Consider the following 17,610-nt stretch of genomic DNA (forward strand, 5'->3'; position numbering starts at 1 on the left):
TTTATCATCAAAAACAGTCGATCGCCCTTAGGGATTGAAATGGCGATCGGGAATTCAAATCGTGCGATCGTAAAAACCTGTACAAAGCCACCCAACAGCAGTATTGGTCGAGTCTGGTTTGTCGCCACCAAGAACCCAGGCAGGCCCTCTTGGCGCAGCCCCTTGAATCTACATTACTGACAGCGTTGCAGATACATCCTCGCAACCATATCCCCAGGATTAGCTTGCAAACATTTATCAAACAGTTGAAAGGCAGTCTCTTTATCCGAGGAATGATAGAAAACGATCGCCTGTTCAAAAGTGCTTTTCATGGCTAACTTCCCCTCTCGCAATTCGGGTAAATCTGCATCGAAAACCTCATACACAGCTACCTGTTCGGACTTCCCCTTGACTCGAACGCGATCGATCAAACGAATGTGATATTTTCCCGGATTTTTCAATACCATAAATGTGCGATTGCTAATCAACAAAGGCACACCGTACTGTTTGGTTAATCCCTCCAAACGAGATGCTAAATTCACCGCATCCCCGATCGCAGTACCATCCATCCGAGATGCACCACCCACCGTTCCTAGAATTAATGTCCCAGTATTAATACCAATCCCAATTTTAATTGGCGGACGTTCCGGTATCGTGCGCGTGGTATTATAGTCAGCTAGTCTTTGTAGCATCGAAATTCCACCCCTAACTGCCCCATCTGCATCTCCACTAAATAAAGCCATAATTGCATCACCAATATATTTATCAATAAACCCATGATTTTCAATAATTGCTGGTTCCATCCGAGAGAGATAACCATTAATAAACTTAAAATTATCATCCGGCGTCATCATTTCTGATAGACTTGTAAAATCTCGAATATCAGAAAACAACACCGAAATTTCTTGCTGAATATGTTCGCCTAATTGAATATCAAGAAAACTCGTTTTTTCCAATAACTGAAGGAACTGACGGGGAACAAACCGTAAAAAAGATTCATTGAGTGCTTGCAAATAACTTTCTTTTTCTTGAAGTTCCGCAATTAGTTTAGCTTGCTGGCGAGTCAGCGCTTCTAACTCTTGATTCATTTCTAGAAGTTTAGCATTTTTTTCTGCCAGTTTCTTATCTTGAATGTAACTGTGAACTGCTTCTGCTACCGTTAGTCTTAAATCTTCATTATGCCAAGGTTTACCGATGTATCGATAGAGTTTAGCGTATTTGACCGCATTAGTAACCGCTTCAATAGTAGCTTGACCCGTCAGCATTACTTTCAGCGTTTTTGGGGAAAGTTCGTGAACGCGGCGCAAAAGTTCGTCTCCCTTCATATCCGGCATAATGTAATCGGAAATAATTAAGGGAATTTCATCTCCATCTTCAAGTAATTCTCCAAGCAATTCTAACGCATCCTCTCCCCCTTCAGCGATCTCGACTCGATACTCTTCTCCAAATGATTTTCTCAATTCCGCTTTCAAACTCGTCAAAATGGTAATTTCATCATCTACACAAACAATGACAGGTTTTTTTGCAACTTTTGTCATAGTTTTTATAATCCATACTTGACGATATCGATCGACTGATTGGGCGACCAGGGTTTAAAGAAACATTTATCTACCTTAGCTGCTGCATAAGCCCGCTCGATAGCTTTTTTATCTGCTTGTCCTGTCAATAAAATTTTGACAATTTTAGTAATTTTCTCATTAACTGAAATTAGAAATTTGTCGCCTTTCATTCCGGGCATTAGCCAATTAGAGACAACCAATAAAATGCTAATATGATGTTTATTTAATTCATCAATATTTAGCGCTTCTTCAGCATCTTGGGCAAATTCATAAGCATAGGAACTGCCTAGTGCTTTTCTCAATTTGGCTTTCAAACTTTCCAAAATTACAGTTTTATCATCAACACACAAAATAACGGGTTTAGACATGGTAGTTAATCAGTTGACGGTTGACGGTTGACGGTTGACGGTTGACGGTTGACGGTTGATAGCACTTGACAAAGGAAGGAAGAGAATTGGAGGAATGAATAGTCTGATTTTAATTTCTCTCGATCGGGCTTGGGGCTTTAAACCAATTCTTTGCGGTAACTGTTGGCGGAGCAACCCGCGACGCAAATCAATTGCTGAACCATTGTTTAAATTGATGTTAATCGGTTTAAATATATGCTTGATTTGTTGAATTTTAAATTGTAGACTAATATAGTTCGGGGCTTTTTTGTGGTTAGAGGCGGGTTTGTTTAACCTGTTTGCGCGCTTTGGGATATTGATTAATCTGCCCCTACAGATTGTTGAAAATGATGCACGATTTCAACCAGCACGAATCGACTGGACATGATATTAGTTGCTAACTTTGTCAGACCTGATGGATCTGAATGTAGAGATACCTAATGGAGTAGAGACAAGAAAATGATTCCTGAAGCAGAAACTTCATTATCTTTACAACTGCTTTGCAGTATATCAGAATTTTTTTAATTTGGTTGATATTTATAATTTATTTTGAGTATTAATTCTTGATTCTGAGCTTGACTTTGGCTTCGGTGTATGTATATAACAATAATTGTTTTTTTATCGGAATAATTTACCGCAGAGGATGCAGAGGGAGTGAAGAGAGAGATGAATAATAGCGATGCTAACGGAATTGATATTACGCGATCGCACTTTTGATAATAAACCATCATTGGTTTGTAGTGAGGAATGCGAGTCAAGCGTCATGGATGCGGACTCGCATTCCTCACTACGAACCTTTAGCGAAGGCTGAATCCTATTAGTTTGGCGGATCGAAGCGGTTGACAGATAGCGCAACACCGATCATTGGTAGGGCGACGCCGAAGCAAATCAGCCACTGATCTAGGTTCATTGGAGCTGTCTCGAAGATGCGATTGATAAACGGAGAATTAGCAAAGATAATCTGCAAAATTACAGCTACGACAATGCCGACACCGAGGGCGGGAGCTCCGCTAACTTTTTCCTGAGAACCGCTAAATTTAGCCATCAAAGAAGGTAACAATTGGCTGAGACTCAGTAGGTAAAAAATTCTGCCCATTACTAAAGCTTGAATCGCCATTGTTCGGGCTAGTGGCAAAGTTCCCCAATCGGCTTGACGCACCCATTCAAACATTCCGAAAATTATTGTCCAATTGTACAGAGAAATAGCTAAGATGCGTTTGATCCGATTTTCAGTCAGGAAAGGTTCGTTGACTGGGCGCGGCTGCTGTTTCATCACTCCGGGAGACTTGGGCTCGAAAGCAAGGGGCACAGTCATGGTGATCGAGTTGAGCATATTCAGCCAGAGGATTTGTAGCGACAAAATCGGCAATTCTCGGCCGAGTAGAGTGCTGAGCAAAATTGTCATTGATTCTCCGCCGTTGACTGGGAGAATGAAGCTGATGGATTTAAGTAGGTTTTTGTAGACCGATCGCCCTTCTTCTACCGCAGATTCGATCGACGCAAAGTTATCATCGGTCAAAATCATGTCGGCGGCTTCCTTAGAAACCTCCGTACCGCTACCCATTGCGATGCCGATATCGGCTTGTTTGAGGGCGGGGGCGTCGTTAACGCCGTCTCCTGTCATCGCCACAATTTCGCCTTTTTGCTGCAAAGCTTCTACGAGGCGCAGTTTTTGTTCTGGGGCGACGCGCGCAAAAACTGAGCCGGCTTCTACGGCTTCGGCGAGGGCATTTTTGTCCATGGCGGCGAGTTGGGCGCCGGTGTAGGCTACAAGTTCTCTATTGTGTTTGGTTTTGCGGAATCCCATGCGGCGGGCGATCGCCCTGGCGGTAGCGATGTGATCGCCGGTAATCATTTTAACTTGGATGCCGGCGGTTTGGCAGGCTTGGACGGCGGCGATCGCAGAGGCCCGCGGCGGGTCGATCATGCCTTGGAGTCCGAGGAAAACTAGCCCTGATTCTACGTCTGAGTGAGCAACGGATCCCTGTTCGTGGGGAACGATTTTTTTAGCAAAAGCTAGGACGCGCAAGCCTTGATCGGCCATTGCATCGACTTGGTGGTGGATTTGCTGGCGATCGACTTCTGTCGAATTTCCTTCAGTGTCGAGACTCTCAGCGCAGCGGGTGAGAATTGATTCGACGGAACCTTTGACATACAAAATTTTGTCGCTTGTCGGAGTTCGATGCAGTGTCGCCATGTATTGAAACTGAGATTCAAAGGGAATTGAATCGAGGCGCGGCATGGATTTTTCCAAGACTTGCTGGCTGAGTTCTGCTTTTTTACCTGCTGCAATTAAAGCTCCTTCTGTCGGATCGCCGACGACAATCCAATCATTATCTTTGAATTCTAAATGAGAGTCGTTGCAGATCATTCCGGCTTGCAAACATTCTTGCAAAGCTGGAGATTGATTGACACTAATTGGTAGTTGGTTGAGTTCAATGTCGCCTTCTGGACTGTAACCTGTACCTGTAACGGAGTAGGATTTGCCACCAGAATAGATTTCTTGCACTGTCATCTGATTTTCTGTCAAAGTTCCGGTTTTGTCAGAACAAATGACTGTGGCGCCGCCGAGGGTTTCTACTGCGGGGAGTTTGCGGACGATCGCGTGTTTGGCGGCCATCCGGGAAACACCGACGGCGAGGGTGACGGTAATGACGGCGGGGAGGCCTTCGGGGATGGCGCCGACGATGAGGGCGACTGCTGGTTCGACTGCTTCTTTAAAGGCTGAAACTCCGGCTGGGACTGGTCGCCCTAAACGCACTGCAAAGGTCAAGGTTGCCATTGCGAGGACAAATAGCAGCCAGTTTTGACTGAATTGATTAAATTTGCGGGTGAGGGGCGTGGTGAGGTCGATGTGGCGATCGAGCAATTGGGAGATTTTGCCGGTTTCGGTTTTATTGGCGATCGCAATTACGATACCGCTACCTTGGCCGAAGGTAACGAAACTGCCAGCATAGGCCATGTTATCGCGTTCTGCGAGCGGCGTTTCTTCTGGCAAAACCAAGTTTCCCGCCTGTCCGAGTTGTTTTTCAACAGCAACGGATTCGCCTGTAAGTCCAGATTCATCTATTTGCAAGTCGCGGACTTTCACTAAGCGCAAATCGGCGGGTACTTTGTCACCGGAAGTCAGGGTTACTAAGTCGCCCACAACAAGTTCTTTTGAGGGAACTCTTAATTTCTTGCCACCTCGAATGACTGTGGCTTCTGTGGTAACAGCTTTAGCTAGGGCATCGATTTTTTTCTCAGCCCCAGCTTCTTGGATGAAACTGATAATAGCGTTGGTAGTTGTTACGCCCCAAATTACGCTGGCATTCAGCCATTCTCCAATCAGTGCTTTGATTAAACCGGCACTCAGTAAGATTATCAGGAGGGGTTGGTTAAATTGCAGTATAAATTTTAACCAGGCTGGTTTCCCTGCTTTAACTGTTAGTTCGTTTGGCCCGAATTTTTGTTGGCGACTGGCTGCTTCTGCTGGATCGATACCGTTTTCCAGATTGGTTTCTAATTGAGTTGCAACTTTGGATCTTTCTAAGTAGTGCCAATATTGCTCTGCTACGTCTACATCGTTGGCGGCTTTTGCTGGCATAATTTTTCCTGGATTTTTGTTGTTTGGCGAGCTTTCTTTTATCGATATTGAATCAGCGCGCTCAATACAACTCCTCGCTCGTTGGAGCGTGAATATATTGAGCGACAATAGGGTTGATTAATTGTTTGAAGGCGTTTTGACTTCAATCTATCTTACAGCAGATGTGTCTGTCTTTGCCAATTGGTTTGGGAAATTCTTTTCGGTGCTAAATCTTTTTTGGGAGTTTTCCGAACAGGTAAAAAAAGCTACTCAACTTCTTGACAGATGGCAAGTTTTAGGTTGTATAGATTCCTGAACAATTTAGCATAAACAGTTTGATTTCCGTACTCTGTAACTGTCAACTATCCACTGGTATATGTCTTCCTTGTCTTGTTTATTTGGCAGTTTTCTGCTGTGAGATTTTCCGATTCTGCGATTCCTCCACGGGCGATCGCGAGTGCGCGCGTGTTACAACCTAGGCTAAGGAACAAAATTGTGATCTCATGGAAATAGTGGTAACGCTGCTGCTGGGTTCGGCGCTGTTTGTCTGGGGAATGCGCGCAGGAAAGGCGTTAGTGCGATCGGGAGTGACGGCTAACGATCTGTTTAAGGGCCGAAACTCGATCGCCCTGCTGTTTTTGGGTTTTTACTTTGGCTTGCTGCTGCTGGCGTTAAATCTGCCTCAAATGCCTGTTTTGCCGATCGAGTGGCGATTCCATGGGATGCGAGTAACTTGGACTCTGCTGCGGGTGATGCTGATGGGAGTCTGCGGTATTGGGTTTACTGTAAGTTGGCTGACGGCGCGATCGCAAGTAATCGCAGTAATTTTAATTGGCTTGTTGGGATTGGGAGGATTTACAAGCGCTGAATCCTATTTTTTGGAGCCAATTTACGCTGATTTAATCGATAATTTGCAGCCAAACGGTGTATTTCGGCAAACATCTAGCAGCAGTTGTGCGCCTGCGGCGCTAGCAACCGTGTTGAGGCGTTGGGGAATCGAGGCGACGGAATCGAGTGTAGCGCGTTTAGCAGGAACCAGTCGCTTGGGAACTTCGATGCCGCAGTTAATCGTAGCAGCAAGAGCGTTGGGTTTGAACGCAATAGAATTGAGGCCGACTTGGGAGCAAATGCAGCAAATTAATCGCCCTGGCGTGCTGGCGGTTTGGCTGTTTGACGGCCCTCGGAAGTTACCGCACGCCGTGGCTTTGCTGGGAATGAATGACAGTGTAGCAGCGATTGGAGATCCGGCGCGGGGCAGGATTTTCTATTTAGACAGGGCGACTTTTGCCATGATTTGGCGGGAGGAGTACGTGCCGATTTTTCGTGCTACGGATATGTTGTTAAGTGACAAACAGGCTGTTGATTATTTGACTAAGTTAGGATATAATTCTGGTAATTTGCCAGCAGACATCGAGCGATTTCAAACAGACAAAAAAATGAAAGTCAGCGGCAAATTAGATAGAATGACTGAGTTAATGTTGAGCGGCCCTTTCTTGGAAGGAGTGCCGAGATTGGATGGAAAATAGTTATAAAAAATACCGCGCTCAAGTTTGTAGTGAGGACTTCAGTCCTCTTAAGTTTTTGAGGACTGAAATCCTCACGAAAAACCCGGGCTTTTAGCGCTCTTTCCTAATATTATAAAGAGCGCTGAAGCGCAACTACGTACCTAATTTGTCTAACGACAATAAAACCACCCTGTTTTTTAAGGGGGGGGTTAGGGGAATCGGTTTTCAGTTAAGCGTATTGTATCATAGCATTCATCAAATATCTCACAAACAAATACCAGCCCAACTATCAATTGACTGAGTAGATTTAACCACATTCATCCCCGCCTGCGCGAATCTTAAAAAAGCCGCATCTGCTTGTTCAGTAAAATCAACAACACCAGGAACAACCACCGGCGAAGTACAATCTTCCAACAAATAAACCTTCCTAGCCAACATAGAATCCCGCGCCACAATGTCAGTCAACAAATCATCAATCGTCCAAGCAACACAATGACTCTTCGCTTGTCCCGCAATAATTACCGCATCAAACTCTAACAACTTATCAATAAACCCAGCATTTTTATGAGCAATCGGATTTCCGTCGGCCCCATCTAAGACTTCCGGCTGCAAAACCGAATAGTTTTCAGTTAAGGGATTCCCACCTTTAATCTCAAAAAGTGCTTGACTGTGGCGCGCCATACTGTGAAAAAATATCGCTTCTTCCACCGCAGAAACCAGGGCGTGTCCAATCCCACCCAGCATCGAGTGATACGGCCAAATTGTCAAGGGAAATTTGCCATTGTCGCTGAGTTTCTGTACGTAGTGAAGGCAGTGTTTTTGTAGTTCCGCATAATTCCCACCCGCGATGCTATCGGCGACGGCTGGGTTGACTTTCCAAATTCCTTGCTGCACATCTTCCAGAGTAATTAATGTGGCGGCGGGAATGGGGTTTTCGCCTGCATCATCGATCCAAAATATGGGATGAAAAATTTGCATGGCGGTGTGCGTATCCATTGTCGGCGCAATCGTGGTAATTGCGTTTAAGTTGCGGTAGATGAATTCGCATAGGCGCAGGTTGTCATCAACAGCACCGCTACCGGAACGCCCGCCGACAAATAGTTCAAATTCCGGTACGCAAAATGTATTTTGGGCATCAATTATTAGCAAACAAATTCGCTTTTCGTCGCTAGCTGCTGGCTGAATACTATGTTTTAAAGCCCAATTATTAGCTTCATTCGCTCTTTCTTGATAGGGAACTCGCCAGATTTGACTGATTTTATGGGCATCGAAATATTCTGGAATTGGGAGTTGTGTTTTTGTGGTCATGGTTGATATGTTCAACAGTTGACAGTTGACAGTTGACAGTTGACAGTTTGAGAGCTACCTCTACCTAGAAGGAAGAGGATTGGAGTAATGAATATTCTGATTTTAATTTCTCCCTCAAGGGGAGAGGCTTTCAACCAATTCTTTCTGGTAAGTTAACAACTGCTATATAATGCTGGTATCTATTTATTTATCGGTCAATTATGGAGCCAGAAGCAAGTCAGATTTCTAGCAGCTATACTTTTAAAAGCAGATTGTTGTTTTTGTCGATCGCCCTTGCAGTCCCTCTGTTAATTGTAGCAACTAGATCCGCCTACGTTCAAGGACTGTTAAGAGCTGTTTTAATCCAAATCGAGCATTTAGGCGTCTGGGGCCCGATCGCCTTTATCGCTACCTACAACTTCGCTACGATACTATTTATACCTGGTTCCGTGCTGACCTTGGGAGGCGGCGTGCTGTTTGGGCTGTGGTGGGGCTCGATATACGTGTTAATCGCCGCCACCCTAGGGGCGACCTTTGCTTTTCTGATCGGGCGATACCTGTCGCGCGATCGCGTGGTAAAATATATGGAAGCTCACCCAAAGTTTCAAGCCCTCGATCGCGCCGTTGCTAAAGAAGGATTAAAAATAGTCTTTTTAACTCGTCTTTGTCCTTTATTTCCGTTCAATTTATTGAATTACGCTTTGGGGATTACTCAGGTTTCTTTGAAAGATTATGTATTAGGTTCCTCCGGCATGATTCCGGGAACCGTGATGTACGTTTACTCAGGTTCTTTGGTAGGAAATATTGCTGCTATATGTACGGTAAATCAGCCTGCAAATCCTCAAGCCGAACTTGTAAAATGGTTGATTAATACCATCAGTTTTACGGCTGCTGTCGCCGTCACCGTCTATATAACTAGGATTGCTCGCAAAGCTTTAGATGAAACTATTTAATTAGGAAGATTTGCTCATGTCGCAGTCAAAAGTCGATCGCGTAACAGTCCCCCCGATGGACGAATACAACCAAAAATTAGTCTCCTACTTGCATCCGCCGGATTGGGTAAACCCGCAGCCCGCTAGCAGCTACAACTTAGTAGTAATTGGCGCCGGGCCCGCCGGATTAATTGTGGCTGCGGGCGCCGCAGGTTTGGGTGCGAAAGTTGCTTTGATTGAAAAACATTTGATGGGTGGCGACTGTTTGAATGTCGGTTGTGTCCCGTCAAAGGCTTTAATTCGATCGGCCCGCGCTGTCGGCGATATCTGGAATGCGAGTAAATTTGGTGTTAATGTTCCTAACAGTGCAGAAGTGGATTTTGCTGCTGTGATGGAACGGCTGCGCCGGATTAGGGCGGGAATCAGCGATGTCGATTCAGTCGATCGCTACCAGCACAAATTAGGAGTCGATGTTTTCTTAGGTTCCGGTAGTTTTACTAGCAATTCTACCATAGAAGTTGCAGGTCAAACTCTTAAATTCAAAAAAGCAGTAATTACCACAGGCGCAAGGGCGCTAGAACCGCAAATTCCCGGTTTGAAGGAAGCTGGATATTTGACAAATGAAACTGTATTTAACCTCACAGAAAAACCTCAGCGTTTGGCGGTAATTGGCGGTGGGCCGATCGGCTGCGAATTAGCCCAAGCTTTTCGGCGCCTGGGTTGCAAAGTCGTGTTGCTGCACAAAAATGCTCAGATTTTGGACAAGGAAGATGTCGATGCTGCTACCATTGTGCAGGAAGCTTTTGTCAGGGAAGATATTCAATTAATTTTAGATTCAAAAATAGACCGTGTTGAACAAACAAATGCAGGCAAAATAGTTTATTATCAATCTCAAGGTAAGGAAGCATCGGTAACGGTAGATGAGATTATTGTCAGCGTAGGGCGATCGCCAAACGTGGAAGGATTGAACCTAGAAACTGTCGGCGTGGAGTACGATACAGAAAAAGGCGTCTTTGTCAACGACAATTTGCAAACAACTAATCCCCGAATTTATGCCGCCGGCGACATTTGCATGAAACATAAATTTACTCACGCTGCGGATTTTGCCGCCAGAATGGTCATCCAAAACACCCTGTTTTTCGGGCGCAAAAAGCTCAGCACTTTGACGATACCTTGGTGTACTTATACTAGCCCAGAGGTGGCGCGCGTCGGAATGGGCGATCGAGAATTGCAAGCCGCGGGGATTGATGTCGATACGTTTTTGATTCCTTTCGATACAGTCGATAGAGCAATTATAGATGGTGAAGATGAAGGTTTTGTGAAAATTCACGTCAAGAAAGGCAGCGATAAAATATTAGGTGCAACTATTGTGGCGCGACACGCGGGAGATATGATTAGCGAGATTACTTTAGCAATGGTAAACAATATTGGTTTAGGAAAGATTGCTAGTGTCATTCATCCGTATCCGACGCAAGCCGAAGCAATTCGGAAAGCAGGAGATGCTTACAATCGTACTCGCTTGACTCCGTTTGTAAAAAATTTGTTCAATAAATGGCTGGCTTGGACGCGGTAAAAAATGCCATTATAATTTACGCACAAATTGTATCTAATCTTGTGGGATGGGCTTCTAGCCCGTCCGAAACATAAAAGTTAAAGGTGAAACAAATTATGTATGTTGATGTTTCTTGTGGGATGGGCTTCTAGCCCGTCCCGAATATGCAATTTAAATGTGAAATAGCCTATTTTTCAGTTTCTGTTTCCGTTTCTATTTCAAAAGTAACACCTTCATACAAAAGTTCGATCGCCAATTCAAATTCAATGCTTGACAAAGTTACAATCTCTCCAGCACTATAAGAATAGTAAAGCCACATTTTACCCTCACCCCGACAGTAACGTTCAACGGAGATTTTTTCAGAATCAATCAAGATATACTCTTGTAAAGTCGGAATTTTCAGGTAAGCCGTGAATTTTTCATCCCGATCCTTACCACTTGTACCGGGCGAGAGAACTTCCACAATTAGTTTCGGATGTTGAATAAACTTGCGCGCATTCATATCTTCAGGATCGCAACTAACTATCACATCCGGGTAATAGTAACGGCTGCGAGGACTGACTTGCAATTTAACATCTGACACGTTCGCGCGACAACCTCTAGAACGCAGATGAGGGCGCACAGCCGTGTAAAAATTAAGTGCAAGATCGTTATGGGGAATTGTACCGCCAGTCATCGCAAAGACTTCGCCGTTGACATATTCGTAGCGAATGTCTTGTTGCGCTTCCCATTCGAGATATTCCTCGAAGGTCATCCTTGGGGGTTGTTGGGGAATAGCTATCATATTGACAGTTGACAGTTGACAGTTGACAGGTAAAATTTGGATTCAATCTTACTTCGATTGTAGCATCACGGCCAGGGCGATTTATCGCCCGAATCCATCCTTCGTTAAAAATCCCCTTCATCTACTTGAAATACAGTCAATCCCAACGATCGCCACATATCAACCACCTGCTGGCGATCGTCCAATACAAACTTAACATTATATTGCCCTGCAATCTGCTGCCGATAGATTTCCTCCTTCATAATCGCATCCTTCCTCATATCCCCAGTTTTCCGCATATAGAGACCTGCATAATTCACCTCGTATTGCCGCAACCATTGTTCAGTCTGAGGTTGACAGTCATCGGTTCTGCCCGATACTACGATAATATTAACGCTAGACTGCCACTTGCGGATGGTATCTAGGACAGGCTGATTCGGTAAATCGCGATCGCACTTTGAAGCATCAAAAGGATTTCTACCATTGAGAAGCGCTAATGTACCGTCCATATCTACAAGAATTGCATCCGGCAAATCCGGGTTATATTCCGGCGGCGCAACCGGAACCCGCACGTACTTATTGTACATCTTCATTATCACATCTTTACCCACCGAATTAAGTCTTTTCAAATCCCGTTTAATACACTCCTCCACCGGAACTTGCAGGAAAGAATCATTAACTTCAACGATGGCTTTACCCTTAACCAACTCTTTGATATGTTCGATATGCGGCCCGAAATTAGTATCGTCCACAATCACGTGCTTGCCACTTTCCAAAGCCATCAGAATAATCGTATCTCTCAACTGCACAATAAACTTTTCATTCGCCGGAGACCAATGAGAAGCGTGAGCCATTTCTCGAAGTAAATCTTTATTGCTACGCACCCATCTTGCAGGTTCAGACAGCAGCAATTCTCTCGCAAATAGAGATTTTCCAGAAGCAGGTAAGCCGACAAGTACAATAACTCTTTTCATAGTAATGGGTAATGGATAATTGGTAATTTGCAACTTAATTCTTTAGTCCGCGGAGGCGGACTTTGTTTGTGTAGTAGCGGTTTCAACCGCCGATTCTCTGCGAACCTCACAAACCTAAATTGATATAATCTAAACCCAATAACTCCTCTATCTTATGAATCGTAACATCGCGGAGAGCTTCTTTCACTCCCGCAACCCTGCGAGCCCGCAAAGAAAACAAAATCCCAGAATACGGCAAATGTTTGACAGCGAAGGCAAAATCTTTCTGCACTTCGATAGATTCGTGCTGTCGGTAAACCTCCTCGATTTCTTGAACTAACAATTCATATTTACTCTTAACTTTTTGATACAAGTCAATCCACTCGGGAAAATAAGCTAAAAACTCTTCTCCTTCATTAGTCAAAACAATTTCGATCATCCGCCGCGTCGAAAACCCTTCGCGAAGGTGGGAAATCGCCACATATTGCGGAGACTTAACCTTAACTCGGTTGAAGTTAGCATCGCAGATAATATACCCTTCTAAATCCATTGGATCTAAATGTTGAGCTGCTTCGATAACTTCTTTCCAGCTAGTTAAAGGATACGAATTGACTACTTTCCAGACATATCTGTTTGCCCAGAAAAGGGGATCTGTTTCTCGCAAGGTTTCAGTATTGCGAACCCCGTGCAGCACGATATCATTGTTTTTTTGCTGAACAACTATTCTATTATAAGGTGTCATCAACTCAAAGATAAAACACTCATCGGTTGCTTCCGGTAATTCATAGCCCAATTCTTTCCAGACTTTCCAAAACAGTTCGGCAAAGCTAAATCCAAAACCATTAACTTCACCCGCTGCATCGGGAGTGCCGCTAGATTGCACTCTCCATTCTCCCTGATAAAAATACAGTACAGTCAGAGAACCGTCTAACTTTTCATAAACTTTGGCGTGACTCCAATCAATCGCTGTGGCGTGGCCTTCCCCGTAATTAAAAAATTTGTCGTAGGGATAAGAAACTATTTCCCAGTTTTGAGATGAATCTAAAATAATACCTCGACACTGCTGGACTATTTTTTCGCCCAGCGGGGATTCTATCTGCGAGTATTTCAGGCAGACTAGATGAGGATATTGGCGGTGGCGGGTAACTTTGATATGATAAGTTTCGCACAAAGTTTCTAATCCGTGCTGGCGTAAATACTCTTGCAGTTCCACGTTTGACTCCTAAATTACTCGCCTTCTCTATTTTATCGGAAATTGCATATTTCCGTGCATTTGTAAAGAAAATTTAAACTTGCTTTTTTCCTGAATGCCTGTTGTGGCTTTTGTATTTGGGAGTTGTGTTGTAAATTAAGTGAACACGCTTGGGTGCCAAACTGGACTGTTTCGACATTGAGGACGAAAATAGTGAACAATAAATTATTACTTTTGGCGACTTCTGCGTGCGTATTGACTGCTTTAGTACCTGTATCGCAAGTTTTCGGTGCGGGCAAGTTGCCGCAGATGCTGGCGGAAACAAAGCCTGTTGCTAAAGCTGATGCTGCCGTGCCTGTAAGTGAAATTTTGCCAAAGTTAAAAGGCAAAACGCAAGTACCTATTTTTATCCCCAGCTTGGTTCCTGTTTCGCAGAAACTTTACTATCGAACCCAAAGTAAACCCGACAGCTATATTGTTTCTATGGAGTTTACAGCAGATTGCAAAGGTACGGGCGCTTGCACTTTTGGGGAAATTAGAGGTCAAAAAGGTGGTGAGTTTTCTACTAAAATGGAAGGGGTAACTAAGACATTAAAAACTGTTCAACTTGCGGGCGGAGTGAAAGGAAATTTTCACGACGGTTGCGGGGCTTACTGTACGGCTAATCTTGAGTGGAAAACTCAGGGTTTTATGTATACTCTAGCCATTAGAAATGGAGGTGAAGCAGATTTAATTAAGATTGCAAATTCTGCTATTCAAGCTGGTAAACGCTAAGATAATTTGCGATTTTGTAGAGAAACGAAGCAATTTTAGTCCTGGCGATTGCTTCGTTCCTCGCAATGACAGAGAATATTATATATTTTGGGAGCCTTGAAACCAGTTAAGCTGGGGAAGCAAGAGAGAATGGTTGTGATGTCTACAGGGAAATCAGGATGAGGGGAAAAGGACTATTTTGGGCGATTTTTGCTGGTGTGGTGACTGCTTTGCCGATCGCACTTTTGACGCCCAACTCCGCGTTAGCACGTCCAGAAGTGTCTGTGACAGAAATTCGCTGGTTTAATTATACTTCCAAAGATGGCTGGCAATCCATCCAATTTATTGTGCCCGATCGCAATACTGCACAATCTACCAGCAGCCGCAAGCTGCGCCCCTACGACGTTCATCTTGCCAAGATGTTCGAGATTTCGCGTTTTTTGTGCGATCGCGATCGCACTTCTGAAGGTTACAATTGGTCTTACCAAGCCGAAAATGGCAACATTGACATGGGAATCTTCAAAATTAGCTGCGAGAAAGCCCGTTCCACCGCCATAACTTACGGATTAGGCAAACTCGAAAATACAGTCATTCGCCGCAACTTCGATCAAAAAGACGGCCGCCCTTCTCTTGCAGTTGTAAAATATTCAATTCCCACTCTGAACGTTGCTAAAAATAGAGTTTTACAGTGGAGAGATTATGTCCAAAAGTTTCCCCCAATCCCCAATAAGTCAGGTACAAATCAAGCTAAAACTCGTTTTCCTGTAAGTAACATTTTTGGGCAAATCAAAGGCAAAACACGAGTACCAGTTTTTCTGCCGAGTATGCTTCCTCTATCGGATACTCAGCAACTTGATTTTGATATCAAAGCTGGCTCCCACGGCTACATTGTTGGAATGTATTTCGGCAAAGGATGTCGCGGGGGAGCCTGTACTTTCGGCACAATTGAAGCGAAAAGAGATGAACCGATTTCGCCTCCTTCGCAATTGCCGAGAGATACTTACAGAAGTATTGAATTAGCAGGCGGAATGAAGGGAACTTATTTCAATAGTTGCGGTAATTACTGCATTGCTTCTGTTGAGTGGCAAAGGCTGGGGGTGTTGTATCGAGTAAGTCTCAAAAACGGACGGCAGTCAGATGTTGTTGCGATGGTAAATTCTGCACTTCAAGCAGGACAACGTTAATACTATTTTCGATTTTGTATTAGGTACGTTGTTGCGCTTTAGCGCTCTTTCTTATAGACCAATACGGTTTACTTAAGATGGTCGGAAGAGAGGAACGAAGCATAAGCCCTAGCCCTTTCAGGGCGGCTTCGCCAACGGGCAGGCTTCGCCAACGCAGTATCTATTTTTCATAGGGTTTTACCCGTCTTAAGTAAACCGTATTGTCTTATAGACAAGAGAAGAGCGCTAAAGCGCAACAACGTACCTTAATAACCTACATTTGTTTCGCGATCGACACGACATAAAAAGTAACGGGCTACATCAAGAGCATTTTTCATGGTTTTATGACTTTAGTAATTTGATAAATTAACTTTTGATGGTACTCTATTAGCCCGGTTCAGAAGTTCGATCGCAATTACATCGCCCTTTTCCCCTCCTGTCTATATTTCTCTCTCCAAATCCCGCCACCTTTGAGCTAACTCTGCCGCCGGCTTCTACCGCGTTCATCCGCATTAACTCTAGGAAAATCATACATCCTCGGCTGCCTTTGGCTCGAAATGCCGATCGACTCAAGCCACCCAAGCCAACGCAAAATTGGAAACACCCTTAAAGCTCGCTGCTGCCGATCAATATCTGGTATTACTATTTTATCGCCCGAATTGTCCCAACCAGCAATTAAAGTCCCCACCTGCGGTACGCTAGATCAGGTGAATATACTGGCTCATTTCAAGCTATCCTGCGATCGATCTTATGTCCCCAACCACATCTGCCCCTTCCCGAACCGTCCGCATCGGTTCCCGCAAAAGCCAACTCGCCCTCGTTCAAACCCACTGGGTGCAAGCAGAATTACAGAAACGCTTCCCGCAACACACTTTTGAAGTCCACACCATGTCCACCCAAGGGGACATAATTCTTGATGTCGCCCTCGCTAAAATCGGCGACAAAGGACTTTTCACCAAAGAATTAGAAACGGGAATGCTGAACCGTGAAACGGACTTTGCCGTGCATTCCCTCAAAGATTTACCGACCAACTTACCCGAAGGTTTAATATTAGGATGTGTCACCGAACGGGAAAATCCCGCTGACGCCCTGGTAGTTCACTCCAAGCACAAAGACAAGCAACTTGACACCCTCCCCGAAGGTGCAGTAATCGGCACTTCTTCCCTCCGTAGGCTGGCTCAACTGCGGCACCATTTCCCTCATTTTGTATTCAAAGATATTCGCGGCAATCTCAATACTCGACTCGCTAAATTAGATGATGGCGGTTACGACGCGATTATTTTAGCAGTTGCCGGACTCGAAAGATTGGGAATGGGCGATCGCATCCACCAAGTTATCGATCCTGAAATCTCCCTCCACGCCGTCGGACAAGGTGCTTTGGGCATCGAATGCCGCGCCGGAGATCCAGAAATCCTGGAAGTTATTAAAGCTCTCGAACACTCCGAAACCGCCCAAAGATGTCATGCTGAACGCGCATTTCTGCGGGAATTAGAAGGCGGCTGTCAAGTACCCATTGGCGTCAATACCAATATAGAAAACGGTCAATTAACATTAACTGGAATGGTATCCAGTCTCGACGGCCAGCGATTCGTCAAAGATACTGTTTCCGGCGCAGCCGAGACTGCTGAAATGCTGGGAATAGACCTCGCTCACCGCCTGCGCGCCCAGGGAGCGAGTGTTATTTTAGAGGAAATCTTTGTCGAAGTTCAACGCGGTTCATAAATGCGATCGACATCTGTTTTTCACGGCTTTGAGACGCGATTTATCGCATTTGGTAAAATAAAAATAACTGGCGGTTCGCTTTTGTTTTGACAGGTACAATAGCAGTCTGATTGTAGATTTTAGATGGTGATTTTAAATAAAATTGCCAAATTCACAAATATCTGACTAATTTAGGATGCTCCGCAGGATGTTGAGAAGCCCGGTTTATGGATAGATACCTTGCTGTAAAGCCCAGGATTTTTCGTAGCAACTGGGTTTCTTTGCATCAGCCCTATCATTGTCAATATACAATCCAAAAT

General features: G+C 44.5%; 13 protein-coding genes. 6 read left to right on the plus strand and 7 right to left on the minus strand.

All coding sequences use genetic code 11. From position 1 onward, the window contains the following. Positions 1-173: 173 nt before the first annotated feature. The 3 genes from JGK36_RS14780 to JGK36_RS14790 all read right to left on the minus strand — a co-directional run bounded on the left by JGK36_RS14780 (position 174) and on the right by JGK36_RS14790 (position 5,510). The gene (locus tag JGK36_RS14780) at positions 174-1,517 is read right to left on the minus strand and encodes an adenylate/guanylate cyclase domain-containing protein (protein WP_293176955.1); all 1,344 of its coding nucleotides are present in this window, start codon (positions 1,515-1,517) and stop codon (positions 174-176) included. A gap of 5 nt (positions 1,518-1,522) precedes the next feature. After that, entirely contained in the window at positions 1,523-1,906 is a 384-nt protein-coding gene (locus tag JGK36_RS14785) for a response regulator (RefSeq protein WP_293176957.1), read from the minus strand. 835 nt (positions 1,907-2,741) lie between these two features. After that, positions 2,742-5,510: an HAD-IC family P-type ATPase gene (locus JGK36_RS14790; protein WP_293192333.1), complete on the minus strand. Its 2,769-nt coding sequence runs from the start codon at positions 5,508-5,510 to the stop codon at positions 2,742-2,744. 482 nt (positions 5,511-5,992) lie between these two features. Between JGK36_RS14790 and JGK36_RS14795 the strand changes: the two genes are divergently transcribed. After that, positions 5,993-7,015, plus strand: a complete 1,023-nt coding sequence (locus JGK36_RS14795) for a cysteine peptidase family C39 domain-containing protein (RefSeq protein ID WP_293192335.1) — start codon at positions 5,993-5,995, stop codon at positions 7,013-7,015. Between the two features lie 243 nt (positions 7,016-7,258). Here JGK36_RS14795 and JGK36_RS14800 read toward each other — a convergent pair whose 3' ends face one another. Further along, entirely contained in the window at positions 7,259-8,302 is a 1,044-nt protein-coding gene (locus tag JGK36_RS14800) for an isochorismatase (protein ID WP_293192337.1), read from the minus strand. Between the two features lie 200 nt (positions 8,303-8,502). On the opposite strand from JGK36_RS14800, the gene JGK36_RS14805 reads away from it, so the two are divergent. Together JGK36_RS14805 and JGK36_RS14810 are read left to right on the plus strand one after the other, a co-directional pair. Beyond that, on the plus strand, positions 8,503-9,234 hold the full coding sequence (locus tag JGK36_RS14805; protein WP_293176965.1) for a TVP38/TMEM64 family protein: 732 nt from the start codon (positions 8,503-8,505) through the stop codon (positions 9,232-9,234). A gap of 16 nt (positions 9,235-9,250) precedes the next feature. Further along, positions 9,251-10,786 (plus strand): mercuric reductase, encoded by a 1,536-nt coding sequence (locus tag JGK36_RS14810; RefSeq protein WP_293197194.1) that lies wholly within the window; start codon positions 9,251-9,253, stop codon positions 10,784-10,786. A gap of 166 nt (positions 10,787-10,952) precedes the next feature. On the opposite strand, the gene JGK36_RS14815 is transcribed toward JGK36_RS14810, so the two are convergent. From JGK36_RS14815 to JGK36_RS14825, 3 genes are all read right to left on the minus strand, one after another. After that, positions 10,953-11,519, minus strand: a complete 567-nt coding sequence (locus JGK36_RS14815; RefSeq protein WP_325314844.1) for a Uma2 family endonuclease — start codon at positions 11,517-11,519, stop codon at positions 10,953-10,955. A 134-nt stretch (positions 11,520-11,653) separates the two neighbouring features. After that, positions 11,654-12,502, minus strand: coding sequence for an AAA family ATPase (locus tag JGK36_RS14820; protein WP_293176971.1), 849 nt, complete (start codon positions 12,500-12,502; stop codon positions 11,654-11,656). Positions 12,503-12,608: 106 nt separating this feature from the next. Next, positions 12,609-13,694: a T4 RnlA family RNA ligase gene (locus tag JGK36_RS14825; RefSeq protein ID WP_293197190.1), complete on the minus strand. Its 1,086-nt coding sequence runs from the start codon at positions 13,692-13,694 to the stop codon at positions 12,609-12,611. 192 nt (positions 13,695-13,886) lie between these two features. Between JGK36_RS14825 and JGK36_RS14830 the strand changes: the two genes are divergently transcribed. The 3 genes from JGK36_RS14830 to hemC all read left to right on the plus strand — a co-directional run bounded on the left by JGK36_RS14830 (position 13,887) and on the right by hemC (position 17,311). Beyond that, positions 13,887-14,447 (plus strand): hypothetical protein, encoded by a 561-nt coding sequence (locus JGK36_RS14830; protein WP_293176975.1) that lies wholly within the window; start codon positions 13,887-13,889, stop codon positions 14,445-14,447. A 158-nt stretch (positions 14,448-14,605) separates the two neighbouring features. After that, positions 14,606-15,610, plus strand: coding sequence for a hypothetical protein (locus JGK36_RS14835; protein ID WP_293191440.1), 1,005 nt, complete (start codon positions 14,606-14,608; stop codon positions 15,608-15,610). Between the two features lie 729 nt (positions 15,611-16,339). After that, complete coding sequence (gene hemC, locus JGK36_RS14840) at positions 16,340-17,311, plus strand: hydroxymethylbilane synthase (RefSeq protein WP_293176980.1); 972 nt, start codon at positions 16,340-16,342, stop codon at positions 17,309-17,311. Positions 17,312-17,610: the final 299 nt, after the last annotated feature.

This window comes from Microcoleus sp. PH2017_35_SFW_U_B (genome assembly GCF_020737865.1).
Lineage (GTDB): Bacteria > Cyanobacteriota > Cyanobacteriia > Cyanobacteriales > Microcoleaceae > Microcoleus.